This window comes from Terriglobus sp. 2YAB30_2, from assembly GCF_052114765.1.
Taxonomy (GTDB): domain Bacteria; phylum Acidobacteriota; class Terriglobia; order Terriglobales; family Acidobacteriaceae; genus Terriglobus.
In genome coordinates this window covers 393003-418412 of the sequence record NZ_JBFRFJ010000003.1, presented here as the reverse complement: position 1 = coordinate 418412, position 25410 = coordinate 393003, and the positions used below count along the sequence as shown (strand labels likewise).

Sequence of the window (25410 nt, the reverse complement as noted above, 5' to 3'; positions counted from 1 at the left end):
TTCCCTGTTGCTCGAACCCGCGTGAGATGACGGATATCTATGGTTCAGGCGAGAATGGAGTCGCTCCAATATTCCCGTCGGAGGATTTCCGGAATGAAGCGCAATTCCTTGCTCGTCCTCGCGTCAGCCATGGCTCTTGTTACCTCTGGCGCTGTAGCCCAGCAGATTCGTACCGGCCAGCAGGCCTGGGCCGGCTATGCCGATGAGAAACCCGGTCAGCGCTGGAAGATCACCGTCGCCGATCTGCCGGAGCCGAATGAAGCCGAGGCGGTGGGGAATGGACCGCATCTCGTGGACCGTCCGCAGAATGCCTGGCCGCAGGCGCCCGCGGGATACAAGGTGGAGATCTACGCTCAGGGATTTGATATCCCGCGCCTGATGCGTACGGCCCCCAATGGAGATGTGTTTCTGGCGGACACCGGTGCCGGCACGATCAAGGTGATGCGTGGCGTAGGTGCTGATGGCAAAGCCGTGACGGTAGAAACCTTTGCCAGCGGACTCGATCGCCCGTTCGGAATTGCCTTCTATCCGCTGGGGCCAAATCCTCAGTATGTCTACGTGGCCACGACAAAGTCGCTCTATCGCTATGCGTACAAGAATGGCGATCTAAAGGCCGCGGATAAGGGCGAGCAGTTGATTGAAAAGCTCTATCCGATGGCTCCCGGTAGCGGGCATTCCACGCGCGATGTGGTCTTCTCGAAGGACGGAAAGCGGATGTTCATCTCCGTGGGCTCAGGCTCGAACGTAGATGACATGGATACGCATCCCCAGGAAGAGCATCGTGCCGATGTGCTGGAGTTCACACCAGACGGTAAGTTCGTGAAGGTGTATGCCGCAGGCATTCGTAATTGCGTGGGTGAGGCCATCAATCCCACGACGGGCGAGCTATGGTGCTCGACCAACGAACGCGACAACCTCGGCAACAACCTGGTGCCGGACTACATCACCAGCGTCAAGGAAGACGGTTTCTATGGCTGGCCCTGGTTTTACATGGGCGGTCATCAGGATCCTCGCCACAAAGGCAAGCATCCGGAGTTGAAGTCGAAGGTCATGACGCCGGACGTTCTGGTGCAGCCACATATGGGATCGCTGCAACTGATGTTCTATCCGGGCGGACAGTTTCCGGGCGTTACCGGCGATATCTTTGCCGCGGAGCATGGAAGCTGGAATCGCAAGATCCGTGGGGGGTATGAGGTGATTCGCGTCCCGATGAAGAACGGCAAGCCCACGACCGGCGAGTACGAGGACTTCCTGACCGGCTTTGTCACGCCCGAAGGGCAGGTCTGGGGACGTCCCGTGGGTGTTACTACGGCTAAGGACGGTTCGTTGCTGGTGAGTGACGATGGCTCACGTACCATCTGGCGGGTCAGCTATACCGGGAAGAAGTAGGCGTATCGACAAATTCGATTTGAGTGGTTAGGAATTTTTGGGATTTCCTAACCCACCCTAGCGTTGCGAGGGCGGGGCACCCGGGCGGGAAAAGTACCAAGGGCAGGGTCGGGCCATAATAAGCGCTGAAGGCGCGCTCGATATCAGCCTGGGGCAACTCCCCAGGTTTTGACGCCCCATAGAAAATAAAGGGCTGAAGGCCCGTTCCATAGTTCTTCAGTAGAGGCGAATTTGTCGATACCACAATCAAAAGGCTGAAGGTTTCTTTCACGTAAGGACATAAGAGAATGGATAAATATGACATCTATGTTCAGATGTTCGGCGTGATCTGGGTTATCGGTTGCAGCCATTTGTGATCAAGGCCTCTGATCGAATAGCAGCATGGAACGCAAGATTTGGTATCAAAATTAGTTCCAGGTTCTCTCGCATCTTTTTCACTTTCACGTTACTTCTCGGACTCTTCGGAGCTATCAAACTTGCAGTGGAGATCATCGCCAAAAGTGGGTCATAGCTTGTCATTGAGACTCATTGATTGCGTTTCCCAACCGCCCCATCCCCGTTTCTGCTGGTAAGCGGCACGGCCCAACTGGTACGGTTCTGGTATGCACGCTTCCCAACTGACCCTCTACATTGGTGCGGTCTTTATTCTGGCTATCGCACCCGGGCCGGATAACATTCAGGTTCTTGTTCGCGGCATCTCGCAGGGACGTATGGCCGGCTTTGTCGCTGCCTGCGGCTTCGCCTTCGGTGTCATCTTCCACACGACCATTGCGGCTGTTGGGCTGGCTGCGGTCCTGCGGGCCTCTCCGGTTGCATTTCAGATGATCAAGTACGCCGGCGCCGCCTATCTGTTCTGGATCGGTGTCAAGTGCTGGCGCAGCGGCTCGTTCTCCGTTGCAGGGAACGCACCGAAGAAGTCGCTGGGGCTGGTCTTTCGCCAGTGCGTCATCGGGAGCATGCTGAATCCCAAGGTGACGCTCTTCTTCCTCGTCTTTCTGCCACAGTTCGTGCAGAAGAACGGGACTTCGCCGGCAATCCAGATGATGATTCTCGGCGGCATCTTCATGATGATGGCCTTCCTCGTCTTCAGCACGATCGGCATCTTTGCCGGAACTGTAGGCGCGTGGCTCAAGCGGAACCCAAAGGCAGGCGTGTGGCTTGATCGCCTCGCCGGGACTACATTCATTGGTGTAGGTCTGAAGGTTGCGTTTGGAGACTAAAAAGTCGTAGAGAGTTTGTTGTCTCATTGCAGAGAGATCATTGCATCTCTCTCGGTTTTATCGTGATCTAACCTCTCGCACCTACAACAGGGACTACAAGGAGAGATGCCATGGCAGAGACAAAGAAGGTTGCGCTCATTACCGGAGCAAATAAAGGAATTGGCTTTGAGACCGCCAAACAGCTCGGCGAGCAGGGAATTACCGTCGTGGTTGCCGCCCGCGACCAGCAGAAGGCCGATGGCGCCGTCCAGAAGCTGAAGGCCGCGGGTATCGATGCTTATCCCGTCGTGCTGGAGATTACCCGCTCCTCCGACTTCCCGAAGGTGTATGACTTCCTCGACAAGACCTTCGGCAAACTCGACATCCTGATCAACAATGCCGGTGTCAGCGAAGGCGGCGACGACTGGATGGCGAACACCGCGCCGACCGTGACACAGAAGCAGTTGCGCGACGTCTTCGATACCAACTTCTTTGGCCTGATTGAGCTGACGCAGATACTGCTGCCGCTCGTCCGTAAGAGCCCAGAGGGACGCATCGTGAACCTCTCCAGCATTCTGGGCTCACTCACGCTGCACGCCGATCCAACGTCGCCGATCTACGGCAGCAAGATGGTCGCGTATAACGCTTCAAAGGCCGCGCTGAACTCCTACACTATCCATCTGGCGGCAGCGCTGAAGGATACGCCGATCAAGGTCAACGCCGCTCATCCTGGTTGGGTCAAGACCGATATGGGCACCAGCGCCGCTCCGATGGAGATTCCCGACGGCGCGAAGACCTCAGTACGCCTCGCCACTCTGCCCGCCGACGGACCGACAGGCGGCTACTTCCATATGGACCAAACGCTCCCTTGGTAGGGAGCGTTCGTTAAAAGTTGCAAGTTAAAAGTTAAAGCGTTAAGGCTGTGGTTGTTGAGGTGAACGTGTCTCACGCCACAGCCTTTTCCTTCGTGCGGTGAGGTCGACCATTCCGGTCGCCACGACCTTAACGCTTTAACTTTCAACCTTTGACTTTTAACCTGGCTTTGTCCAGCTCCCACGCCTTCGCATACTTCCAGCTCGCATAGGCAGCATGGTAGAGGTGGAGCATCAGGCCTTCGCGGCCGTCGAGGAAGCCGAGGCGGAACCAGAAGTTCCATTTCAACTGAAGCACGGGCCGGATGACCACGTTCCAGACGAAGGTGAGATAGCCGCGGCTAACCACGCCTTGTTGGGCCAGCATCTCGGAACCCAGCCCACTGTAGCGGTTCATGTGGTCCACGAAGCCGGAGATGGTGGGATAGGGATAGTGAACCAGTGCGCCTTCCAGCTCATCCGATTCGCCTTCAAAGCTGATCGTCTCGTGCACCAGGCGAGCACCGAAGGTGGCTGCGCCGCGACGGAAAAGCCTAAGCTTGCTGTCAGGGTAGAAGCCGCCATGCCTGATCCAGCGGCCGAAGATGATGTTCCTGCGCGGCAGATAGTAAGCGTCGTGCGGAGGATTTGAAGGCAGCAGAATACGCAACTGCTCGGCAAGCTCAGGGCTTACCAGCTCGTCGGCGTCGAGCGAAAGAATCCAGTCCCCGGTGCATTTAGCAATTGCCGAGTTCTTCTGTCCGGCATAGCCCTTCCAGGGTTCTTCGTAGACCTTGGCGCCGAAGCTGCGGGCCAGCTCGACGGTTTTATCGGTGGATCCGGAATCCACCACAATGACCTCATCGGCGAACTGCAGCGAGGGCAGAGTTCGGCGGAGGTTCTCTTCTTCATTCAGGGTAATGATGGCGACAGAAAGCGTCATCGTACGCTCAGACTAACCGCGCCCGGGCGATCTGGGTAATAAAAATTAGCCAAGCGTGATGGAATCGTCGCTGAGATGCTCGCGTAACAGACGCTGCGTCAGCGGTTGCAGCGCTTCGCCGGTCTTTGGCAGCACAAACTGGCCATCGTGCCACTCCAGCTTGAACGAGGTTGACAGAGCCGAGATCCAGATCTGGCGGACCGGCGTATTCGGTGTAAAGACGAACTTTGCGCTGCCGTCTTCAAACAGAACATTCAGCACGCCATTCTTCTCTTCCACCTCGAAGCCGCCATCTTCTTCGGCTTCAATCAACGCCTGCTTCAGGCTCTCGAGAGCGGTGTCACTCTCCCTGCGAAATGCGGCTTCGTCCAGCATGGTTTCAGTCTACCAATCCCAGGCCAAATCTCGGAGGGCCTGGCGACCTCGTTCGCTGGCGTAAGGTCTCGGGCCAAAGACGAAGCCGCGCCTGGCACAGCGGCCGGGCGCGGCGAAAGGAACGGAGAAATGCCGGTTAGAAAGGAATATCGTCGTCGGTGATACCGGTGCCGGCGAAGTCGTCCACCGGGGCAGGCGAACTGGAGCCGAAGCTCGCGGTGTTGCCGCGCGAATAGCCGCTGCCACCACCCTGGCCGCCCTGACCACCACCGCCACCAAGCAGCGTGAGCTCATTCACCAGGATCTCGGTACGGTACTTCTTCTGTCCGCTTTCCTTGTCGTCCCAGCTCCGCGTCTGGATCTTGCCTTCGACGAAAAGCTGCGTGCCTTTCTTGACGTAGTCGCGAACGATCTCCGCGGTCCGGCCGAAGCAGACAAGGTTGTGCCATTCGGTCTTATCAACCCAGTTGCCCGTCTGATCTTTCGCGCGTTCGGCTGTGGCCAGGCCGAACGTTCCCACCATCGTGCCGCTGGGGGTCGAGCGGATCTCGGGATCCTTGCCCACATTGCCCAACAGAATCACTTTATTTACACCACGCGCCATATCGTTTCTCCACTTCTCTCTCTAGAGCATTTTCCCTGTTGCTGGGTAGCCCGGAAGAGGTGTGCAGCGGCGTTTTCATTGAGGAAAACGCCCATAGATGCACAAGCCCTACACTACACCTACAGGAAAATGCTTTAATCGGTTGCACCGAGGATACTAGTATCCAACTATTCCCTCAAATCCTTGAGCCACTTCGCCATCCCTAAAAGGGAGAGCAGGCAGCCCATAGGCAGGCAGCACATGGCCACCATCAGGCCCAGCCAGCCCGTGTTCGTATGAGGGCCCTGCCGTGTAAGTCCACCGAAGACAGTGGCCGTCAGCAGCGCGGACAAAAGTCCCACCAGTAGAATGCCGCCGCCGTACTGCAACAGAATTTTCGTGTCGTTCTTCATCTCTCGAATTCGCACAGCCCCTTAGCGCCGGATCGCCGCCTGCATGAGGTAAACCACGACGCCGGTGACTGAAACGTACATCCACAGAGGGTAGGTGTACTTCGCCAGAGCACGATGCTGCGGAAAGCGTTCTGTCAGCGACAGGAAGAAAGTGATCAGAACAATCGGCAGCGCAACCACGCTGGTAAGAATGTGCGAGATCAGAAGCAAAAGATAAGTCCACCAGACGCCGCCGGTGTGTGCGATCGGCAGTTTGGTCTCGCCATGCAATGCAAAATTACCCAGGTAGCTGACCAGGAAGAGCGTCGAAAAGAAGAATGCCGCAAACATCATCGTGCGGTGTTGCTTGACCTTCTTCGCCATGATGAAGCGCACGCCGATCAGGATGCAGATGGCGCTGAGCCCATTCAGCAGGCCGTTCAGCGCAGGCAGGAAGGCGAGTTGTGTGCCTGCCATATCGACCGGCTGATGGAAATAGACAAGCCAGAAGATGAAGGCGCTGGCAGCGGCGCTGACTGCGATAATCGTCCAGATCGCGCTCGCCGGCGTGTGGATTCTAGGTGCTCCGGCAGGAGTTGTTGCCATTAGAAGAAGATCCTTCCCTGGGCGTTCAGCATCATGGCCGCCAGCAACAGCGGCAGATAGATGACAGACGCTTTCAGCAGATCGCGTGCATAGGCTCGCGACGTCAGTGGGTCTGTTTCTTTCAGAATCCTGGCGAAACGCACTGTGTACCACAGGTAGCCAAGGCTCAGGATGGTTGCGGCGATGGCGTAAGGAATTCCGGTCACTCCCAGCCATGTCGTCCACAAGCTCACAGGAATCATGAGTACGGCGTAGAAAAGGCTTTGGGCCACGGTCGTTAGCCCGTTGGGCGAGACGACGGGCGTCATCTTGATGCCGGCGTTGGCATAGTCTTCCCGGTACATCCAGGCGATGGCCATGAAGTGCGGGAACTGCCAGACAAAGAGCACGGCGAACAGCGCGACACCGGGCCACTCGATCATGCCACGGGCAGCTGTCCAGCCGATGAGCGGCGGCAGGGCGCCCGGAAAGGCTCCGATGAAGGTCGCCAGCGTCGTCATGCGCTTCAGCGGCGTATAGATTCCGACGTAGCCGACAGCGGTGATAAGCGTGAGGGTACCGGTCAGAAGATTGGTCTCGTGCGCCAGGAACATCGACCCGAAGAAGACGGCCGCGAATCCTAGAAGCAGGCCATGCAGCAGACCGATACGGCCGGCCGCCATGGGACGGCGCGCTGTGCGTCGCATCTGTGCGTCGCTGCGGCGCTCCAGGGCTTCATTCAGCGCTGCGGAGCCGGCAGTGACCAAGGCCATGCCACCCAGCGTATAGAGCAGGCCCATGTTGAAGGGGCTGATGCCACTACGGAGCGAGCCCAGATAGAAGCCGGCGGCGCCGGTGATGACGACGAGCAGGGTGACACGGGCCTTGAACAGCTCCGCATAGTCCATCATCCACTCGCGAAGCCGTGAGGCCGCGGCGGAGCCCGTCAGATCCTGAGTTGTTGCCGGGGATTGCACGCTCCTACTAGGATACCGCGCTGATTTCTGCCAGTTGAGGGCCCGCATAGAAAATCGGCTGCGTAGCAGCCGATTTTCGGACAGGTTCTGCGGTAGCTGCTTTTCGAAATACGCCCTAACCTTGGCACATCGCCGCGAACCTCATCCAGAGGTGAGTTTGTCCGAACGGAATCCGTGTCAGATGCACCACGATGAGCGCCAGGGCCGGAATCCAGGTAGCGCGGTGGATTCTTTTCAGCGTGATGAGGTCATAGACCATGATGGCTGCCAGCAGTCCGAAAAGAACAAGCGACTGCTTCAGGCCGGTCAGGCTGGGCCATACCGTGTACGGAAAGCGCCCGACGGCGGCATCCAGAATAGCGATCGTTGCGATCATGATCAGGCGCTTGTGAGCCTGGGGCGTGCGGCGGGCCAGGTAGCTCCATCCGGCAAACCACGCGAAAAGCCCCGCGCCTGTGACCGGAACGATGAAGAAGGTCAGCGGATCGAGACCTGAGCCGGGAGGAGACATGTTCCGCCGCAATGCGTCAAGAGCAGCGGCCACGGCAATGACGACCCAGGCCGCTGCCAGGCCGAAGCCCCACACGCCTACGGTCATGTGCAGTTTTACCTTGCGGGCGCTGATCAGGCCAATCTGGACGATCAGGGTGATCAGCCACAGCGTCGCCGCGATGGCGTGGACGTGAATTGTTGGGCTGGGAAGTTTGGCGTGGACCATGCCGGCCGCGTAATAGGTTTTTGAGAATCCGAGCCAAACCAGCAGAAGCATCAAACCGCACAGCAAGGGAAAGAAGACACGGTCGGGATGTACCGGCCGTTTTACAGCCACAGCAGTCGTTGCCACGGAGTATTTCTCCTGTAGGTGTAGGTTAGGGATTCGTTATCTATGGGCGTTTTCCGCAATGAAAACGCCCCTGCACTCCCCTTCCGGGCGACCCAGCAACAGGAGAAATGCTCTAGCGTTCATCCTTTGTGGATTTTGGGAATTTACCAAGCCCTTCCGGCAGAGCAGATTTACCATAAGCCTTGATGCCGTCCGACGCTACAACTTTTCCATCGCAGAAGGATTTCGTCCGTCTGGCGAAATCGCACACCCTGGTTCCGGTCTACCGCACGGTGACCGCCGATCTTGAGACTCCTGTCTCCGCCTTCCTGCGCATCGCCGCCGAGGAGCCGGAGGCATTTCTACTGGAGTCCGTTGAAGGCGGCGAGCGCATTGGCCGCTACACCTTCATCGGGATTCAGCCCTATCGCCGCATGACCTCTCGCGGAACGTCGATTACCGTCACGGAAGGGAAACGGACGCGGAACTTCACCGGCGATATCTTCACAGAGCTGAAAGCAGCGCTGACGGCCCACAAACCGGCCAAGCTGCCCGCTCTGCCTCCGTTTACTGCAGGGGCCGTAGGCTTCTTCAGCTACGACGTCGTTCGCCAGATCGAGCGCCTGCCGGAGCTCGCCGACGACGAACTGCATGTGCCGGATGCCTGCCTGATGTTCTTCGATCAGGTGCTGGCCTTCGACCATGTAAAGAAGGCGATCCATCTGATTGTGACTGCGGACGTGACCAAAACCTCTCCGGCGGCAGCATACAAACGCTCGGAGAGCCGGCTGAACGCGCTGGAAAAACGCCTGCATACGTCACTGAAGCGGACGCGGAAGCGGAAGAACGAGGCGAAGCTCGAGATCAAGCCAAGGACCCGGAAGGCTCAGTTCCTTAAGGCTGTGGAAAAGACCAAGGAATATATCGCGGCCGGCGACATCTTCCAGTGCGTTCTGTCGCAACGCTTCGACGTCACCCCAGGTGTGGATGCCTTTGAGGTCTATCGTTCGCTGCGTATCGTCAATCCCAGCCCGTACATGTACTTTCTCCGTTTCCCGATGGACGGTGTCCCGGCGCATATCGTCGGCTCATCGCCGGAACTACTGGTGCGCGTTCACGGATCGAAGGTGGAGTACCGTCCGATCGCAGGCACGCAGCCACGGGCGGAAGACCCGGCGGAGGATCTCGCGCTGGAGCTGCATATGCGCCAGGACCCGAAGGAGGTCGCTGAGCATGTGATGCTGGTCGACCTGGGCCGTAACGACGTGGGCCGCGTCTCCGAGTTCGGGTCGGTCAAGGTGACGGATCTGATGTTCGTCGAGCGTTATTCGCACGTCATGCACATGGTCAGCTCGATCGAAGGTACCCTCCGCGACGGTCTCAACCCGATGGACGCCTTCCGTGCGTGTTTCCCCGCGGGCACTCTGTCGGGTGCGCCGAAGATCCGCGCCATGGAGGTGATTGAGGAGCTGGAGCCGTCACGCCGCGGCGTATACGGCGGCAGTGTGCTGTATGCGGATTTCTCCGGAAATCTCGACTCCTGCATCGCGATCCGTACATTGTTCATGCATGGCAAAGAGGGCCATATCCAGGCCGGCGCCGGCATTGTGGCCGATTCCGTGCCGGAGAAGGAGTTCCAGGAGAGCGTAAACAAGGCGCGTGCAGTGGTGCGGGCCATTGAGAGGGCTCGGACGCAGGTGTAAGCGGCAGGACATCTCGGGATTGGGTTTTCAAAACAGAAAAGGGCGCAGCATTCGCTGCGCCCTTTGTTATCCGCTGAAACGCGATCAGCGCGGTGAATGACCGTTCGGTTTGCCGCCGCCTTCATCCCCGTTCGTGCCGGCCAGCGCCGTCTGGATGTTATTCCAGACATCTTCGGAAGGATCGATGTCGCTACCAGGATCAAGCAGCATGCGGGCCTGCTCTGCGATGTATTCCAGGTCGCGGACTAGCGCGGAGCAGGTCGGGCACGTGCTCAGGTGCTGCGCGTAGACGGGATCGTCCGAGAGTCTGCCTCCCTTGGAATTAGCAAAGAGCTCAGGGAGCTGTTCCTGGAACTCCGCGCAATCGATCGTGCGGATTGGAGTGGAATCGGACACTTAAGCGACCTCCTGCCGGGTAGCCATCTCACTCTGCTTAAGTAATTCGCGGAGCTTGAGGCGGGCCTTATGCAACTGGGATTTGGAATTGCCGGTAGAACACTCAAGCATGGCGGCAATCTCATTGTGCTCATAGCCTTCAATGTCATGCAACACGAAGACCAGACGGTATCCCGGGGGAAGGGTAGCAATAGCGCGTTCAAGCGCGACACGATCGACGGAGCCTGAGAGCTGGGGATCAGCGGTGCCGAAGTCACGCTTCGGTGCATCTTCCTCGCTGGGATTGATGGTCTCTTCAAGAGAGACGAGCTGTAGCCCCTTCTTGCGTAGATGCATCAGCACCAGATTGACGGTCAGACGGTGCAGCCAGGTCGAAAACGCGCTCTCCCCGCGGAAGCTGCCGAGCTTGCGAAAGAGATGCAGAAACGCTTCCTGGGTCATGTCTTCGGCTTCAGAAACATTGCCGAGCATACGAAGGCACAGTGTGTACACGCGCCGCTTGTGTAGCGCATAGAGTTTGGCAAATGCGTCGGGGTCACCGTTTTTGGCCCGCTCCAGGGCATCTGCCTCGCCAGCGATGGGCGGATTACGCTTAAACATGCCTGGCGTTGCGTTCGTCTGGGTCATCGTCCTGCCTTGAAGTTGCATGGGTTATGGCTTCTTGGAACCGGGTTAGGTACGTAAAAGTCATACGCCAGGAAACCAATAGTACAGCATGTCGGTACGATTGGCTGAAAACAAACTGGCGCCTTCGGAGGCTTACTCCGTTAGAGGCGACGATAGAAGTGTGAGTTGCCTGACGAAGACCTCCGGCCTTCGGCGAACCATTGCAAAGCATTGAGAGATAAAGCTTTCCCCGTAGATGCTCTCAGGCTCTACGAGCCGATATAACGGGCATAGAGAGTACGGGCCTGCACTGGATCGGTCGTGCCCTGAATCAGCGCGCGTCCATCGGGAAAGACCGTGATCGTAAACGGCGGGCGCTCAAATCGCAGCAGCAACTCGTTGGAACGGATCGTGCCGTGGGGCGCCAGGCGGGCCGCCAGCTCGGCGAAATCGACGGGCCGGTTGTGCTCGTGGATCTGGACGGAGTTTCGGCCACAGAGGGTGATGTGAGGGCGAGCCTCACCGGCCAGGTGAACAAACTGCCGTTTACCGCAGACCTCACACTCGGAATCTGGCCTGGCCGAAGAGATCTCGCTGCGCTCATTGGTCCACAGATCGTAAGAGAGCAGGGTACGGCGCATGGCATTGAGATCGCCGATGAGATATTTCAGTGTCTCCGTCACCTGCAGCGACGCGGCGAAGTTCACGGCGGTATTAAGAATGCCGGCGGTATCGCAGGTCTCGACCGTACCTGAAGGCGGCTTGGGGAAGAGGCAGGCGAGGCAAGCTGTCTGTCCGGGAAGGATGTTCATGCTGGCGGCATAGGAGCCGATGGCGGCCGCATAGATCCAGGGAACAGCCTGCTCGATGGAATAGTCGTTGATCAGATAGCGCGTCTCGAAGTTGTCGGTGGCATCCAGAACAATCTGCGCGCCGTTGAGAAGTTCATGAATATTGCCGGGGACCAGGTCCGCAATGTGTGCGTGGATGGCAATCTGGGAATTGAAGGCCGCAATGCGCCGACGGGCGGCCTCGGCTTTGGGGGTAGCGTTGCGCGCATCCTCTTCTTCAAAGAGGACCTGGCGCTGCAGGTTGGACTCTTCAACAAAGTCGCGGTCGATGAGGGTTAGCGTACCCACTCCGGCGCGCGCCAGCAGGGCAGCGGCCGCCGCGCCGGTCGCGCCGCAGCCCACGATGGCTACATGTGCCGCGGCAATCTTCTCCTGTCCTGCCGCGCCAATGGGCGCAAACAGGACCTGCCGGGAGTAGCGTTCGGCAATCGTCTCGGAAGTGGCTGAAAGGACAGGCACGACAACCCTTAGTATAGGGAAAGTTCGTAGTCTCTGTTGGTTGACATCCAGAGTCGTCGTTGCATCCAACTGAGAACTGTGAGTGGAGCGGTAGACAGTGTTCTGTGTGGGGCTGAAAAGCCCGTGTCGCCGTGTCGCAGGAAAGCAGGGAAGGGGCGCAGGGCCGACGTGTTTGGGATGAGGAGCAGACGGTCATCGAAGCGGAGCGTAATCGCGTGCCTATTGCTGGGGTGCGCGGTGAACCTGGCCCATTCCCAGGCGATAGACCAGGCGTTTGTCTCTGCCGGAGGATCCGATCAGCAAACGACCACCGCGCCCACGCCCACAAGCGGTATCTGGAATCTGCGCGGACTGAAGGTCGACAAGATCGAATTCGAAGGCGTGACCCTGGAACAGCAGCAAGGGTTGGTATCGGAGCTTCCCGTCCATGAAAACCAGGTGCTTGATCCGGCAAGTCTCCAGGAGATGACGCGACGCCTGTATAGCTCGGGCCTCTATCGGGATATTGAACTGAGGGGCGTGCGGCATGGCGATTCAGTGACGTTGATCTTCTATGGGACGTCGCGCTACTTTGTGGGCCGGATCGACATTCTGGGAGTCAACAATGAACGCCTGACCAGCATTCTGGAGTATGCGTCGCAGTTACAGCCGGGCACGCCCTTTCAAGAGGAAAAGGTCGTCGCAGGCGTGGATGGCATCAAACAGTCGCTGCAGCAGAACGGTTACTACCAGCCTACGGTTACACCCGCGACCAAGGTGGATGAAGAGGGTAAGCAGGTAGACGTCTCCTATACGGTACAGATCGGACCGCAGGCGCGTGTCGGGCAGGTGGCGCTTTCAGGCGATCCGGGAATGACGCTTGAGGATTTCCGGAAACGCGGCAAGTTGAAGGAAAAGACCAAGGTCAACCGTGACACGATCTCGAACGCGTTCACGCGGCTGCGTAAGAACTATCAGAAGAAAGATCATCTGGAGGCGACTGTCGCTCTGGAAGAGTCGCAGTACAACGACCAGCGCAAGCAATTGGACTACAAGTTCAATGCCAACCAGGGTGCGATTGTGCGTGTGGTGACCGAAGGCGACAAGATCTCAAGCCGCCAGTTGAAAAAGCTGGTGCCGATTTATGAAGAGAGCGCCGTTGACAACGACCTGATCAACGAAGGCGCGCACAACATTAAGGAAGCCTTGCAGCGGAAAGGGTTCTTTGACGCAGACGTAACGGCGTCGCGCAGCGGCGCGGGCACAGCGCAGGAGACGGTGACCTATACCATCCACAACAACCGGAAACACAAGGTTGTATCTGTAGACATCGCCGGGAATCAGTACTTCGATACCGACACGTTGAAAGAACGCATGCAGGTGGCGCATGCGGACCCGTATAACCGAGTCGGCCGCTACAGCCAGCAGCTCCTGGCCGCCGATGTTGCCTCCATTCAGGCGCTGTATCGCGCGAACGGCTTCAGCCATGCCGAAGTGAAGACTGATGTTAAAGATGTCGAGTCTGACAAGAATAAGTCGGCCCAGATCCGCGTTCTGCTGACAATCGTAGAAGGGACGCAGCAGAAGTTTGGCGAGGTCGCTCTCAATGGCGCGAACCCGGCCCGCAGCAGCGAGATTCGCGGCCTAATGAATGCCCAGCAGGGCCAGCCGTACTCGTTGATTACTTTGTCAGGTGACCGCGATGCAGTTCTGGGCTATTACCTCAGTCACGGTTTTGATCAGGCCCGGGTGGAAGTGCATCAGTCGAAGGCAGACGGCAACGACACCGTGATGAATGTATCGCTGGACGTCACCGAGGGCGAGCAGGTCTTTGTGAACAAAGTCCTCATCTCTGGAGCGATGAAAACCCGGCCAGTTGTCGTGCAGCGGCAGGTTGAGCTCAAGCCGGACCAGCCGCTGGACCAGACAGCGTTGCTGGAGACGCAACGCAATCTCTATAACCTCGCACTGTTCAGCGAAGTAAATACCGCGGTCCAGAATCCCGATGGCCATGCCACACGCAAGAATGTGCTGGTGCAACTGAAAGAGGCAAAACGCTGGGACGTGACCTACGGTTTCGGCTTTGAGGCGCAGACCGGAACACCGCAGACGAACTGCAATGCGCAGCTCTCGTTGAATCCCAATACGGACTGTAGGCAGGAAGGGAAGGCGGGCGTGAGCCCGCGCGTCAGCTTCGACGTTACCCGTATCAATTGGCGTGGAAGAGATCAATCACTGTCGATGCATGTGACCTACGGCCTCCTGGAACAGATCGCCACGGCGACTTTTTCGCTGCCGCACTTCCGCAACAAGCGCAACCTGGATGCTGCGGTCTCCGGCGGCTATAGCAATGTGCGGAACATCTCGACCTATGCGTCCAAGCAGTTGCAGGGTTCCATGAAGCTGACGCAGCGTGTGAACCGCGCCGACACGTTGATCTATGACTTCACCTATCGCCGCGTGTCAGTGGATCAGGCGAGCCTGCAGATTTCCGCCAATCTGATTCCCCTGCTGTCGCAGCCCGTGAAGGTGGGTGGCCCCGGAATTACGTTGCTGCACGACACGCGGCAACCATCGCCTCTGGACGCGACCAAGGGGATTTTTCTCTCGGCACAAAACTTCTTTTCCAACCATGTCTTCGGTTCGGACGTGGACTTCAATCGGACAGATATCACGAATTCCACTTATTACGCTTTCGGCAAGAAGAGCCGCTACGTCTTTGCCCGGAGCACCCGGTTTGGGTTTATCGCAACGCTCGGGTCGAATCCTCAGCTTGATGGCAACACAGCCTGTAGCTCGAAGCTGGTGACTGACCCGAGCTGCATTGCGGTACCTCTGCCCGAGCGTTTGTACGCCGGCGGGGCGACCTCACATCGTGGCTTCCCCATCAACGGCGCCGGGCCGCGCGACCTGACGACTGGATTCCCGGTCGGCGGAAATGGCGTTTTTGTAAACAGCTTCGAGATGCGTATGCCCGGACCGGTGCTGCCGCTTGTGAATGACAATCTGCAGATCGTGCTGTTCCATGACATGGGCAATGCGTTCATCAACGTCTCCGATATCTGGAAGAGCTTCGGGCGGTTCCATCAGCCCAATGAGCAGACCTGCAAGGTCTTTACCGGCGTAACGACTGGTACCTGCGACTTCAACTATTTCTCGCATGCGATCGGTACGGGCGCACGGTATAAGACTCCGGTCGGGCCGCTTCGTGTGGACTTCAGCTATAACCTGAATCCGCCATATTATCCGGTGGTCAATGACTATTCGCTACCGTACCCACAGGTCAAAGGATTTGCGGGACGTGCGAGCCACTTCAACTTCTTCTTCAGCATTGGGCAGACCTTCTGATGATGACGTGTTGGCACAGGACGATTGCAGTGCTGGCTCTGGCAGCTTCCATGAGCGCCATGGCACAGCAGACGCCTGCGCCGACAACGGCTCCGAAGCAGGGCAATGCGCCAAAGCAGGGCGATGCTCCAAAGCAAGGCGATGCGCCAAAGCAAGGCGAGCTGCTGGATCGCGTCGTTGCCATCGTCAACAAACAGCTCATCCTGGAGAGTGACGTCAATCAGGAGATGCGGTTTGCGGAGATTCAGCCCTTCCGCATTGCGCGAGGTGGTACTCCCTATGAGCAGGCACTCAACCGGCTGATCGATCGCACTCTTGTGTATCAGCAGGCTCTGGAGCAGCAGCTTGAGCCGGTGAGCGACGAGGAGGTCGATGCGGAGCTGGAGAAGTTAAAAAAGCAGCTCTCTGAGTGCCAGATCTATAAATGCAGCGCTAATGAAAATGGCTGGAAGGAGTTCCTCTCACAATACGGCATCACCGAGCCGGAGATGCGTGAGCACTGGCGTCAGCGCATGACGGTGCTGCGTTTCATTGAGCAGAGGTTCCGGTCGGGAGCAAGCATCACCGACCAGCAGATCTCGGAGTACTACGAGAAGACCCTTGTGCCAGAGGTGAAGGCGCGAGGTGGAACACCGCCACCGCTGGATCAGATCTCCTCACGCATTGAAGAAGTTCTGTTGCAGCAGCAGGTCTCCGCCATGCTGCAGGACTGGCTAAAGAGCTTGCGGGAGCAGGGCAGCGTACGCATCTTCAAGGATGGGGAGGTCGCGCCATGAGCGAGCTTCTTCCCCAGCAGAACCAGCAGTCCGACGAGAACGTACCCCTTTTGCCAGGCAATCCGCCACGGCGTAAGGTCATGCGGATTGCGGCATGGATCTTTGCCGGAACCGGCGCGTTGTTGCTGTTGCTGACGGCTCTGCTGACCTTGTACACGCATACCCAGGACTTCCAGAAGCGCGTGGCAGGACAGGTGGTGTCGATCCTGGAAGAAGCCACCGGCGGCCGTGTGGAGATTGGTTCGGTTCAGTTCAATCTGTGGCATCTGGCAGCAGAAGTGGATGGCCTCGTGATTCACGGGACTGAGCCAAAGGGAGAGGCGCCATATCTCTCCATTGATCGCATCGTGGTGCGCATCACGATCGGCAATCTACTGCAGCGAGCGGCAGGCGGTCTGATGTCAAAGGTGCATCTGAGCCTGCTACGCGTGGAGCATCCTCAGTTTCACATGATCGTCAATGCTGACGGCAGTACCAATCAGCCGGTTCCGAAGAAGAAGAGTGCAAGTACGAAGCCAATTCAGGACACGCTGCTGGACCTCAAGGCAGCCAAAGCCGAGGTCGTGGATGGAGTCGTTCTGATGAATGACAAGCCAATTCCATTCGAGATGGCTGCGCGTCAGCTCGGTGTGAATGTGCGCTATCTCTCGTCATCTGACCGCTATGGCATTTCCGTCGCTCTTAACGATCTGACGACGAAGATGCAGGAGATGCCTGAGGCGAAGTCGCACATGACCGCCGAGATTGAGCTGGGCCGCTCGATGGTGGCGCTGAAGAGTCTGCACCTGGCGACCGGCGAGAGCTCGATGCTGGACCTGACGGCGCAGCTCGAACACTTCGACAATCCGGTATGGGAGGCAACGGCCAAAGGCGATCTGGAGATCAAGCAGATTTCGGTGTTGAGTGGTTTTCCAGGCCTGAATGCAGGGAACGTCGCATTGGACATGACCGCTCATAGCTGTGCGGTTGCGCCCCAGGAGGCACAGAAGCAGCCACACTTCTGGCAGAGACGTCACCCGGCTCAAAGTCCGGCTAACGTAAAGACATTGCCGCCGGATCCTGAATGCCAGAAGGGCTACCTGGTCGCCGGAACCGTCAAGGCGCGTGGAGCAGGCTATACGGATCAGTTTGTTCGTGTGCACGGTGTGGATCTCGATACCAAGTTGCACGTTACGCCGACCGAACTACTGCTGAACGCGATGTTGATCGATCTGTCGGATGGCGGCCATATTGCCGGCGATATGCGGATCAACAACTGGCTGGGACAGATTCCCGAAGATACAGCCCAGAAATCGCCCACGGTTGCCGCTAGCCAGCAGACGGCGAATACAACGGCGAAGGCGTTGAATTCCAAGCCGCCGGCAGAAGGGAATCGCACGCTGCCGAAGGGCGTGCGGTCGCATGCTTATGTCGATGTCACATTGACGCGCGTAAGCCTGCGCGCCATTGAAGAGATTACGCAGCCGCGCGGCTTTACCGACCTTGGCCTGGATGTGGCGGTAACCGGGCCAGCGAAGGCCGAATGGGGCGGAGACTTCGCTCACATCGAAGACTCTGTAATTGTGAATGCGAACCTGAAGCTGGCGCCGACCGGACGGCAGGTGCCGGGGAGACAGAATGTTCCGGTCTCCGGCTCTGTCGTTGCTGAGTATCGCGGACAGGGAGAGATCGTGAACATCCAGCAACTCACGGCAAAGACTCCATATACGACGCTGGAGGCAAATGGCGTGCTGGGTGTCGATAAGGGAGACGCCGCCACGGCTCTGCGCACCAATATCGTAATGGGGAATCTCGCCGAGTTGGATTCGATACTGACGGCCATCGGTTATGACCCCCGGGAGAAGCGGGGCGCCAGCGCGCTGCCCATCGACCTGCAGGGAGCAGCGACCTTCCATGGCACAGCATCGGGTCCGATGGCCTCACTGGATATCAAAGGGCATCTGGAAGCGACTGGAGTGGAAGCGAAGGTGGCGCCGGACTCAACGCTCCTTATCGATTCCCTCATTGCCGACGCGGAATACACACCGCAGGGGCTGGCGGTTGCGAGCTCGACGCTGAAGCGCGGGCACTCATTGCTGCATGCTCATGGCTCAGTGAAGGCACACCACATCCAGGGGCGTCGAGGTGTTTCGTCCTACGAGTGGGACAAAGATTCGGTTGTGGATGCCGATGTGCAATTGGCCGATGCGGATGTTGTGGAAGCATTACAGATGGCCGGACAGTCGAATCTGCCGGTAACCGGAACTTTGAACGTCAATGGCCATCTGGCCGGCACCATTGGAAATCTGAACGGCAAAGGCACGGTAGCGTTGCGCGATGGTGTGGCCTACGGTGAGCCATTCCAGTTGGCGCAGACGAACCTGAACGTCCACGGACACACGATCGATGGCGAAAATCTGTTGATCCGTGCTCACAACGTACAGGTGCTGAGCGGAGACGCCGGCTATGACATCGATAACAAACAAGTGCATGCGCACGTGCAGACGCACGATCTACGGCTCTCCGCCTTCGAGAATGTGAAGAAGCGGAACCTACCGGTCGACGGGATTCTGACTGCGACCCTGGATGCGAAGGGCCCGCTGGATCAACCGAACCTGCAGGCGAATCTGCGCGTGACCAACGTTACGTTAGACGGTTCGCCGGTGGGTGAGTTGACGGCAGATGCCCATAGCCAGGGTTCAATGGTCTACCTGAAGGGACAATCGACGCTGCTGCATGCCGCGATGAATGTGGACGCTCAGGCGCAGCTCACCGGGAACTACGACTCACAGGGCAAGCTGGAGTTCAGTAATCTCAACATCGAGAACGTCCTGAAGGCGCTGAATAATGCGAAGCTCAAGGCCACGTCGAATCTTGCCGGCTCGGTAGACTTCTCCGGCCCTCTGAAGACCCCGGAACAGTTGCGCGGTACCGCGGAGATCCGCAATGTCGATATTTCGGTAGCGGGACTGGCGTTCAAGACCGACTCCCCGGTGCGGGCGTCTTTGGAGAATGGAACGGTACGGCTGCAGCCCGTTCACATCACGGGATCCGAGACAGACGTGCGCGTGGAAGGCACGGCCCAGATACTGGGCGTAACAGATCCGAAAGGCGGCCGTCTTGATGCGAAGGCGAGCGGAACCGCGGATCTGGCTGTGTTGCATACCGTTCAGCCCAGCATTCTTGCAGGTGGCGGGGTTACGTTCACCGTAGGTGCCGCAGGAACCATCCAGACTCCCGTACTGACCGGCCGCGTAGAGATGAAGAACGCCAATATGGCGTACGAAGATATCCCAAATGGTCTGAGTAATATCAACGGCACTTTGGTTTTCAACCGGGATCGGCTGGAGGTGCAGTCGCTCACGGCGACCACAGGTGGTGGACAGTTGCGGCTGGGTGGATTCATGACCTACCGGAACGGCTTTTATGCTGACCTGACCGCGACGACGAATGCAGCACGTGTCCGTCTCTACGGCGTCAGTACGACGGCGAATACCAGCCTGCATCTGATCGGCAACAGCAACTCGATGCAGTTGAGCGGCGATGTGCTGATTACCCGTTTCGGCCTTAGCGAAGAGTTTGACTTTGCCCAGTTTGCGGGCAGCGGCGCTGTTTCGGCTCCGCCGGATCCGGACGCGTTGACCAATAAGGTGCACCTCAATATCCGGGTGACCTCATCGCCGCAGCTTGACTTCCAGAACTCGTATGCCAAGCTGGCCGGTAAGGTAGACCTTCGCGTCGTGGGTACACTGGCGGTTCCTTCCGTGCTGGGACGCGTGTCGATTACCGATGGCAGTGCAAGCTTCGCGGGTGTGCAGTACCAGTTGCAGCGCGGCGATGTCTACTTCAATAACCCGGTGCGAATCGATCCTGTCATCGATCTGGATGCGACGGCGCGCGTCAGTAACTACGACATCACCATCGGCTTGCATGGTACGTCGACCAGCCTGAAGCCAACCTATCGCTCGGAACCACCGCTCAGCGAGGCGGACATCTTCGCCCTGCTGGCTCTGGGGCGAACCCAGGAACAGGCCCAGATCTACCAGGAGCAGCAATTGCGGAGCGGAACCGATCCGACGACCTCGGCACTGCTTGGAAGCGCACTGAATGCGACCGTCAGTAACAGGGTATCGAAGCTGTTTGGTGGAGCGGGAACCGTGAAGATTGACCCCTCTTATACCGGCGCTGTGGGCAACTCGTCGGCCCGCATCACAATTGAAGAGCAGCTATCGCGGCAGTTGACGGTGGTCTTTGCCACGAATGTGAACTCGTCGGCACGACAGTTAATTCAGCTTCAATACCAGGTAAACCGGAATAACGCGATTGTCGCCACCCGCGATGAAAACGGTGTTTTCAGCATCGTCTATAAGATCCGGCAGCGCTACAAGTAATATAGATACATCTATTGACGGGACCCCGGCTTCTAACAAGATATGAGTTCGTCAGCGTTGTCGAAGAGGATGCGGTTTACGAACGTTGTCAGCGCCCTTGGATTAGCGCTGGCGATAGCGATGGGCATCGCAGGAATCACCGCGCATGCGCAGGGTAAGAAAGAGTCTGCCAGCGGCACCAATGATACCCAGATTCTTCAGGATCTAAAGGAAAAGCTCAGCAGCAAACGGTTCGGCGGTGTGAAGCCCGACGTGAACCGTGGTGTGGTCACTCTGAGCGGCTCTGTAGACCTCTACAGTTCCAAGGCCGATGCGGATAATCGTGCTCATCACGTGAAAAATGTGCTGGCTGTGCGCAACATGATCGAGGTTGCCAGCAGCAGCGAACTGACTGATGTACAGTTGCGCGACAAGCTGGCGGAGAAGCTCTCGTACGACCGAGTCGGCTATGGCACCACCGCATTCAATTCCTTCACCATCGGTGTGCAGGATGGCGTCGTGACCCTCGGCGGGGTAGCGTATGGCCCGATGGATCGCGATTCTGCGGTGAGTCTGGTGTCGAACTATCCGGGCGTGAAGGATGTTGTGGACAACATCGAGGTCGCGCCCCTCTCGCCGAACGACGATCGTATTCGCATGGCGGTGGCGCGTGCAGTGTACGGCTTCCCATCGCTGAATAAGTACTCCATTGACCCAGCCAAGCCGATCCGCATTGTCGTAGTAAACGGCAATGTGACGCTAGCGGGTGTCGTGGATACGCAGGCGGACAAGGATACGGCGGGGGTCCGCGCCAATGGGGTGGCTGGGGTCTTCAAGGTGACCAACGACCTGCAGGTAGCGGGCGCGGCGAGCCCGGAGCAGCGATAGAAGCATTTTCTCTGTGGGTGTGTAGTCCGGAGCTTCTGCATCCTGTGGGCGTTTCCGCAATGAAACGCCGCCGCACTCCCCCTTCGGGATTCCCAGCAACAGGGAAACGCTCTTGAAATACCGGCAAAACCGCAATCAGGCCCGGACAAACTACAATAAAGGCGTGCAGGGAATCTGGCGCAATACGGCAGTCACACTTGAGATGATCAAGTGGGAACACTCCATCTTTGCGCTGCCTTTTGCGCTGACGGCATCGGTGCTTGCCGCGGGCGGTATTCCGCCGCTGGCGAAGCTCGGATGGATCGTCGTGTGCATGGTGGCGGCGCGCTCCGCGGCAATGGCTTTCAACCGTTTGGTGGATGCCGAGATCGACAGTAAGAACCCGCGCACGGCAATGCGCGCCATTCCTGCCGGTTTGTTGAGTGCGAAGTTTGTGGCAGGGTTCGTGATTGTGAGCTGCGCGTTGTTTCTGTTCAGCGCTGCGATGTTGAATCGCCTGACACTGCTGCTCTCTCCGGTCGCGCTCGGCGTGGTGCTCTCGTACAGCTATATGAAGCGCGTGACGCGCTGGAGCCATCTTGTTCTAGGCCTGGCATTGGGCATCGCGCCGTCTGCTGCGTGGATAGCAGTTCGCGGATCATTAGACCCGCGGATCATCGTGCTGACGGGCGCTGTGCTGCTGTGGGTGGGCGGGTTTGATGTGCTGTATGCCTGCCAGGACTTCGACCACGACCGCCGTGTCGGGCTGCATTCAGTGCCCTCGGCATTCGGTGTAGAGGGCGCCTTCTGGATCGCCCGCATCATGCATGCCGGCATGCTGGGTCTGCTGGTGTGGCTGGGAACACTATTCTCGTTCGGTCCGGTGGGCTGGGTGGGTATCGGCGTGGTGGCTCTGCTGCTGGGCTACGAGCACGCGATTATCTCGCCCAAGGACATGCGCCGCATGAATGCTGCGTTTTTTACCTTGAACGGCATTATCGCGGTGTTGTTTATGAGCTTCGTGGTTGCGGACGTGTTGCGGCGGTAGCTGGCGGGTCGAACTCGATGGGATTGGGTCCCCGACTCTATTGGCAAAATAAAAGCCCGGCGCAAGGCCGGGCCGGAGGGGAGCTGGTATGCCCCTGTCCTATGCTGAGCGGCGAATGTTATCGCGGTGCTCACGCTGTTCGTCTTTGATGTCGTCGAGTTTCTGGTTCACTTTATCTTTGGCGTTTTCGGCTGCAGTGGTGATCTTGTCGCGCATGCTGGTCGCGTGGGTCTCAGCCTGTTCGCGACGGACATCGGCTTCGGTGCGTGCGGTCTTGTGAACCTCCGCGGCCGTGTCCTTGGCGTTGCCCCAGGCTTCCTTGGCGTGGCCTTTGAGTTGGTCAGCGACACCGGAGTTGGCAAGGCGTTCATTGCCAACGGCTTCCCCGACACCTTCTTTGACCTTGCCCACTACTTGATCGATTTTTCCGCTGATGTTGCTCTTGTTCATGATGAAGACTCCTTGGTTGGGTCGTGCGTTCTGGAAGGGAGGCGCAACCCGCCGTTAGAGCGGATTGCGTCCCTGAATCAAACGAATAAGCAGCGCGGCCACGGCCAAAAAGAGCAGCAGATGTATCCATCCGCCGAGTGTGTATGTACTGACCATGCCGAGCAGCCAGAGAGCGAACAACACAATCGTCAAGAAGAGCAGCATTCGTTCCTACTCCTTCTTCCGGCTTACGCGAATGCGTTCCGCAGGTAGTGTGAAGTCAAAGCGCTGAGCGTCGGCCGGCAAGCAGGTTGAAGATCAGCGAGATAACGGCGAGGACGAGCAGTATGTGAATCCAGCCGCCGAGCGTGTAGCTGGAAACCAGACCGACGAGCCACGCAACAAGAAGAATGACTGTAATTGTCCAGAGCATTGGAGGTTCCTCCTGGATGAAATGCCCCGCAGCCGGGCGCGGGGGAAATCTGTGTAACGCGGACGTTACGTGAGAGTAAGTTGCCAGATAGACTTTGAACGTTGCCAGAATTTACAGGGGAATTTCTCCTCGGTCATAGTGAGCACAAATGGAAAAGGTTGCTTTGCGAGTTGCAATTCAGGGTGAGCGTGGATCGAACAGCCATGCCGCAGCAATGAAGATGTTGGGAGAAGGTGTAACTATCGTGCCTTGTGCTCTTTCCGTGGAGGTGGCGGAGCGCCTGGCCGCGGGCGACGGTGTCGATACCGCCGTGCTCCCGATCGAAAACACACTGCACGGCTCCGTGGCAGAGCATTACGATCTGCTCTTCAACCACGACCTTCGTATCGAAGGAGAGCTGCTGCTGCGCATCCTCCACAATCTGATGGTGATGCCAGGTGTCACCCTTGAAGAGGTGAAACGCGTACTATCGCATCCGGTTGCGTTGAGCCAGTGCCGCCGCTGGCTGGCAGCCCATCGTGAGCTCGATGCGGTTCCGTTCTACGACACTGCGGGCAGCGTGAAACATATGATGGCGAAAGGTGATCGCAGCACCGCTGCCATCGCCAGCGCTCCCGCAGCGCCGGAGTATGGAGCCGAGATCCTTGAGGCAGGTGTCGAAGATAACCCAGAGAACTACACCCGCTTTCTTCTGCTGAAACGTAAGGCAGATGCGGTCAACATTCCGCAGGCGAACAAGCTCTCTCTGGCCTTTTCGGTCGCGCATCGTCCAGGAACGCTGGTGCAAGCGCTGCAGGGGCTGGCCGAGGCCGGCGTCGACCTGACGAAGATTGAGTCAAGGCCGGTGCCCGGGAAACCCTGGGAGTATCTGTTTTATGTGGACTTCCGCTTTACAGGCGAGGAACAGGCGGAAAAGGCAGTCGCCAGCCTTCTGAAGAGCTGCGACCTGGTGCGCGAGATGGGACGATACATGGCTGCGAGCTAGCGGCATGCCGACAAATTTGAGATCGCCTATAGCAGGGCCCCCATGTCCCTCGGGGACATGGGGCCCTGCCTTTACTCTCACAAGCGCTCTCATCAACCTTCTGAATCATCCATCCGACGCTAGAAATACGGTCGCGCAGAGCGCACGCTAAGCCCCAGCGATGAGTTCGCAGGGGATCCCCGAAGTGTCGACAAGACATTAGTTCTCCGTCGGCATCTCGACATGATCGATAACGAGGACCTCGACCGGGCCTTTACGCTTTTCCAGTTTCAGGCCAAGCTGTTCCTGGATTGCCGTGAAGATGGACGGCGGAGGATCGGGGATGGGAGCGCCGTTCATTCTCGCCGGGCCTTCGGGCGGCGTATAGTTCAGTTCCATATCGAATCTACCGGGAATGCCGGTCGCGTCGACCACCGGTTCATTCATGCGCAACGCGATCTGACGGGCAAACTGCTCGATCGTTCCTCCCGATACACGGATCTGGCCGTACATGCCTCCGAAGTGAAGACCGTCATTCTGCGCGGGTTTGAGTTTCGGACCATCTTTGGCCGGTAGGAGAGCGTAGCTCATCATCTCCCGGTTCTCGTGATGACAGGTGAGGTGAAAACGTTCGGCGAGCAAAGCCTGCACCATCTTGGGTTTCTGTGCCCGCCGGAGGTCGGTCGTTTGGGCTTCGAAGCGTGTTTCGGAGTCTTCGTCCAGCTTGGCGTCGATATCGAAGTTCACGCCGCTGATGCTGCCCAGGGCGCCCACAATCCGCGCCTGCGGCATCCCGTAGGCAAATTCCAGCAGGCCCTTCATCGAGACGTTCTGGGTTTTGAAATTGCCATTATCGGAGGAGCTCCAGATATGGGACCGGCCATCCCCAACACTTTTGTTCTGCTTCACCGAGGCGACGTCAAAGGCAGGCGGTTTGGGCTGGTTTTGCGTGGGTGTCTGGACGGGCAGCAGGGTGCCTGCGGCCGCCAGAAATGCAACGTAGAAGCTCCGGATGTTGCTCATGCCGGGAACTTTAGCAGAGTTTCCACTCAGTGGATCACCTGTCCAGCCGATAAGTCATCCAA

At 58.0% G+C, this 25410-nt stretch carries 24 protein-coding genes; 10 read left to right on the top strand and 14 right to left on the bottom strand.

What is annotated here, in order from left to right:
- Positions 1 to 93 precede the first annotated feature (93 nt).
- The 3 genes from AB4Y89_RS07070 to AB4Y89_RS07060 all read left to right on the top strand — a co-directional run bounded on the left by AB4Y89_RS07070 (position 94) and on the right by AB4Y89_RS07060 (position 3463).
- Positions 94 to 1389, top strand: coding sequence for a PQQ-dependent sugar dehydrogenase (locus AB4Y89_RS07070; RefSeq protein WP_442300201.1), 1296 nt, complete (start codon positions 94 to 96; stop codon positions 1387 to 1389).
- A 602-nt stretch (positions 1390 to 1991) separates the two neighbouring features.
- A complete protein-coding gene (locus AB4Y89_RS07065) occupies positions 1992 to 2609 on the top strand; it encodes a LysE family translocator (protein WP_442300200.1) in 618 nt (205 codons plus the stop codon).
- Between the two features lie 110 nt (positions 2610 to 2719).
- Positions 2720 to 3463 (top strand): SDR family oxidoreductase, encoded by a 744-nt coding sequence (locus tag AB4Y89_RS07060; RefSeq protein WP_442300199.1) that lies wholly within the window; start codon positions 2720 to 2722, stop codon positions 3461 to 3463.
- Positions 3464 to 3605: 142 nt separating this feature from the next.
- On the opposite strand, the gene AB4Y89_RS07055 is transcribed toward AB4Y89_RS07060, so the two are convergent.
- The 7 genes from AB4Y89_RS07055 to AB4Y89_RS07025 all read right to left on the bottom strand — a co-directional run bounded on the left by AB4Y89_RS07055 (position 3606) and on the right by AB4Y89_RS07025 (position 8138).
- Entirely contained in the window at positions 3606 to 4382 is a 777-nt protein-coding gene (locus AB4Y89_RS07055; RefSeq protein ID WP_442300198.1) for a glycosyltransferase family 2 protein, read from the bottom strand.
- A 45-nt stretch (positions 4383 to 4427) separates the two neighbouring features.
- The gene (cyaY, locus tag AB4Y89_RS07050; protein ID WP_442300197.1) at positions 4428 to 4757 is read right to left on the bottom strand and encodes an iron donor protein CyaY; all 330 of its coding nucleotides are present in this window, start codon (positions 4755 to 4757) and stop codon (positions 4428 to 4430) included.
- Between the two features lie 136 nt (positions 4758 to 4893).
- The gene (locus AB4Y89_RS07045) at positions 4894 to 5361 is read right to left on the bottom strand and encodes a single-stranded DNA-binding protein (RefSeq protein ID WP_442300196.1); all 468 of its coding nucleotides are present in this window, start codon (positions 5359 to 5361) and stop codon (positions 4894 to 4896) included.
- Between the two features lie 167 nt (positions 5362 to 5528).
- Positions 5529 to 5753 carry a hypothetical protein gene (locus AB4Y89_RS07040; protein WP_442300195.1) on the bottom strand — a complete coding sequence of 75 codons (225 nt, stop codon included), beginning with the start codon at positions 5751 to 5753 and terminating at the stop codon, positions 5529 to 5531.
- 21 nt (positions 5754 to 5774) lie between these two features.
- Positions 5775 to 6338 carry a DUF420 domain-containing protein gene (locus AB4Y89_RS07035; RefSeq protein ID WP_442300194.1) on the bottom strand — a complete coding sequence of 188 codons (564 nt, stop codon included), beginning with the start codon at positions 6336 to 6338 and terminating at the stop codon, positions 5775 to 5777.
- Positions 6338 to 7294, bottom strand: coding sequence for a heme o synthase (gene cyoE, locus AB4Y89_RS07030; protein ID WP_442300193.1), 957 nt, complete (start codon positions 7292 to 7294; stop codon positions 6338 to 6340). Before cyoE ends, AB4Y89_RS07035 begins: the two co-directional genes overlap by 1 nt.
- Positions 7295 to 7409: 115 nt before the next feature.
- Positions 7410 to 8138, bottom strand: coding sequence for a hypothetical protein (locus AB4Y89_RS07025; RefSeq protein ID WP_442300192.1), 729 nt, complete (start codon positions 8136 to 8138; stop codon positions 7410 to 7412).
- A gap of 185 nt (positions 8139 to 8323) precedes the next feature.
- Here AB4Y89_RS07025 and trpE point away from each other — a divergent pair, with 185 nt between their 5' ends.
- Complete coding sequence (trpE, locus tag AB4Y89_RS07020) at positions 8324 to 9820, top strand: anthranilate synthase component I (RefSeq protein WP_442300191.1); 1497 nt, start codon at positions 8324 to 8326, stop codon at positions 9818 to 9820.
- A gap of 84 nt (positions 9821 to 9904) precedes the next feature.
- On the opposite strand, the gene AB4Y89_RS07015 is transcribed toward trpE, so the two are convergent.
- The 3 genes from AB4Y89_RS07015 to AB4Y89_RS07005 all read right to left on the bottom strand — a co-directional run bounded on the left by AB4Y89_RS07015 (position 9905) and on the right by AB4Y89_RS07005 (position 12132).
- Positions 9905 to 10216, bottom strand: coding sequence for a hypothetical protein (locus tag AB4Y89_RS07015; RefSeq protein WP_442300190.1), 312 nt, complete (start codon positions 10214 to 10216; stop codon positions 9905 to 9907).
- On the bottom strand, positions 10217 to 10864 hold the full coding sequence (locus tag AB4Y89_RS07010) for an RNA polymerase sigma factor (RefSeq protein ID WP_442300189.1): 648 nt from the start codon (positions 10862 to 10864) through the stop codon (positions 10217 to 10219).
- Between the two features lie 227 nt (positions 10865 to 11091).
- Positions 11092 to 12132, bottom strand: coding sequence for a ThiF family adenylyltransferase (locus AB4Y89_RS07005; protein ID WP_442300188.1), 1041 nt, complete (start codon positions 12130 to 12132; stop codon positions 11092 to 11094).
- Between the two features lie 237 nt (positions 12133 to 12369).
- Here AB4Y89_RS07005 and AB4Y89_RS07000 point away from each other — a divergent pair, with 237 nt between their 5' ends.
- The 5 genes from AB4Y89_RS07000 to AB4Y89_RS06980 all read left to right on the top strand — a co-directional run bounded on the left by AB4Y89_RS07000 (position 12370) and on the right by AB4Y89_RS06980 (position 22499).
- The gene (locus AB4Y89_RS07000; RefSeq protein ID WP_442300187.1) at positions 12370 to 15459 is read left to right on the top strand and encodes a POTRA domain-containing protein; all 3090 of its coding nucleotides are present in this window, start codon (positions 12370 to 12372) and stop codon (positions 15457 to 15459) included.
- Positions 15459 to 16235 (top strand): SurA N-terminal domain-containing protein, encoded by a 777-nt coding sequence (locus AB4Y89_RS06995; RefSeq protein WP_442300186.1) that lies wholly within the window; start codon positions 15459 to 15461, stop codon positions 16233 to 16235. The genes AB4Y89_RS07000 and AB4Y89_RS06995 overlap by 1 nt, the downstream gene beginning before the upstream one ends.
- Positions 16232 to 20605, top strand: coding sequence for a translocation/assembly module TamB domain-containing protein (locus AB4Y89_RS06990; protein WP_442300185.1), 4374 nt, complete (start codon positions 16232 to 16234; stop codon positions 20603 to 20605). The genes AB4Y89_RS06995 and AB4Y89_RS06990 overlap by 4 nt, the downstream gene beginning before the upstream one ends.
- 69 nt (positions 20606 to 20674) lie before the next feature.
- On the top strand, positions 20675 to 21472 hold the full coding sequence (locus tag AB4Y89_RS06985) for a BON domain-containing protein (RefSeq protein ID WP_442300184.1): 798 nt from the start codon (positions 20675 to 20677) through the stop codon (positions 21470 to 21472).
- 202 nt (positions 21473 to 21674) lie between these two features.
- Positions 21675 to 22499 (top strand): UbiA-like polyprenyltransferase, encoded by an 825-nt coding sequence (locus AB4Y89_RS06980; RefSeq protein WP_442300324.1) that lies wholly within the window; start codon positions 21675 to 21677, stop codon positions 22497 to 22499.
- 99 nt (positions 22500 to 22598) lie between these two features.
- Here AB4Y89_RS06980 and AB4Y89_RS06975 read toward each other — a convergent pair whose 3' ends face one another.
- Genes AB4Y89_RS06975 through AB4Y89_RS06965 form a run of 3 tightly spaced genes read right to left on the bottom strand, consistent with a single transcriptional unit; the run spans position 22599 to position 23361 of the window.
- Positions 22599 to 22949: a CsbD family protein gene (locus AB4Y89_RS06975; RefSeq protein ID WP_442300183.1), complete on the bottom strand. Its 351-nt coding sequence runs from the start codon at positions 22947 to 22949 to the stop codon at positions 22599 to 22601.
- A gap of 54 nt (positions 22950 to 23003) precedes the next feature.
- Positions 23004 to 23153 (bottom strand): lmo0937 family membrane protein, encoded by a 150-nt coding sequence (locus AB4Y89_RS06970; protein ID WP_147649268.1) that lies wholly within the window; start codon positions 23151 to 23153, stop codon positions 23004 to 23006.
- Between the two features lie 55 nt (positions 23154 to 23208).
- The gene (locus AB4Y89_RS06965; protein WP_442300182.1) at positions 23209 to 23361 is read right to left on the bottom strand and encodes a lmo0937 family membrane protein; all 153 of its coding nucleotides are present in this window, start codon (positions 23359 to 23361) and stop codon (positions 23209 to 23211) included.
- Between the two features lie 163 nt (positions 23362 to 23524).
- Here AB4Y89_RS06965 and AB4Y89_RS06960 point away from each other — a divergent pair, with 163 nt between their 5' ends.
- Positions 23525 to 24346 carry a prephenate dehydratase gene (locus AB4Y89_RS06960; RefSeq protein WP_442300181.1) on the top strand — a complete coding sequence of 274 codons (822 nt, stop codon included), beginning with the start codon at positions 23525 to 23527 and terminating at the stop codon, positions 24344 to 24346.
- Between the two features lie 198 nt (positions 24347 to 24544).
- Here the strand turns inward: AB4Y89_RS06960 and AB4Y89_RS06955 are convergent, their stop codons facing one another.
- Positions 24545 to 25348 (bottom strand): TIGR03435 family protein, encoded by an 804-nt coding sequence (locus tag AB4Y89_RS06955; protein WP_442300180.1) that lies wholly within the window; start codon positions 25346 to 25348, stop codon positions 24545 to 24547.
- Between the last annotated feature and the right edge of the window lie 62 nt (positions 25349 to 25410).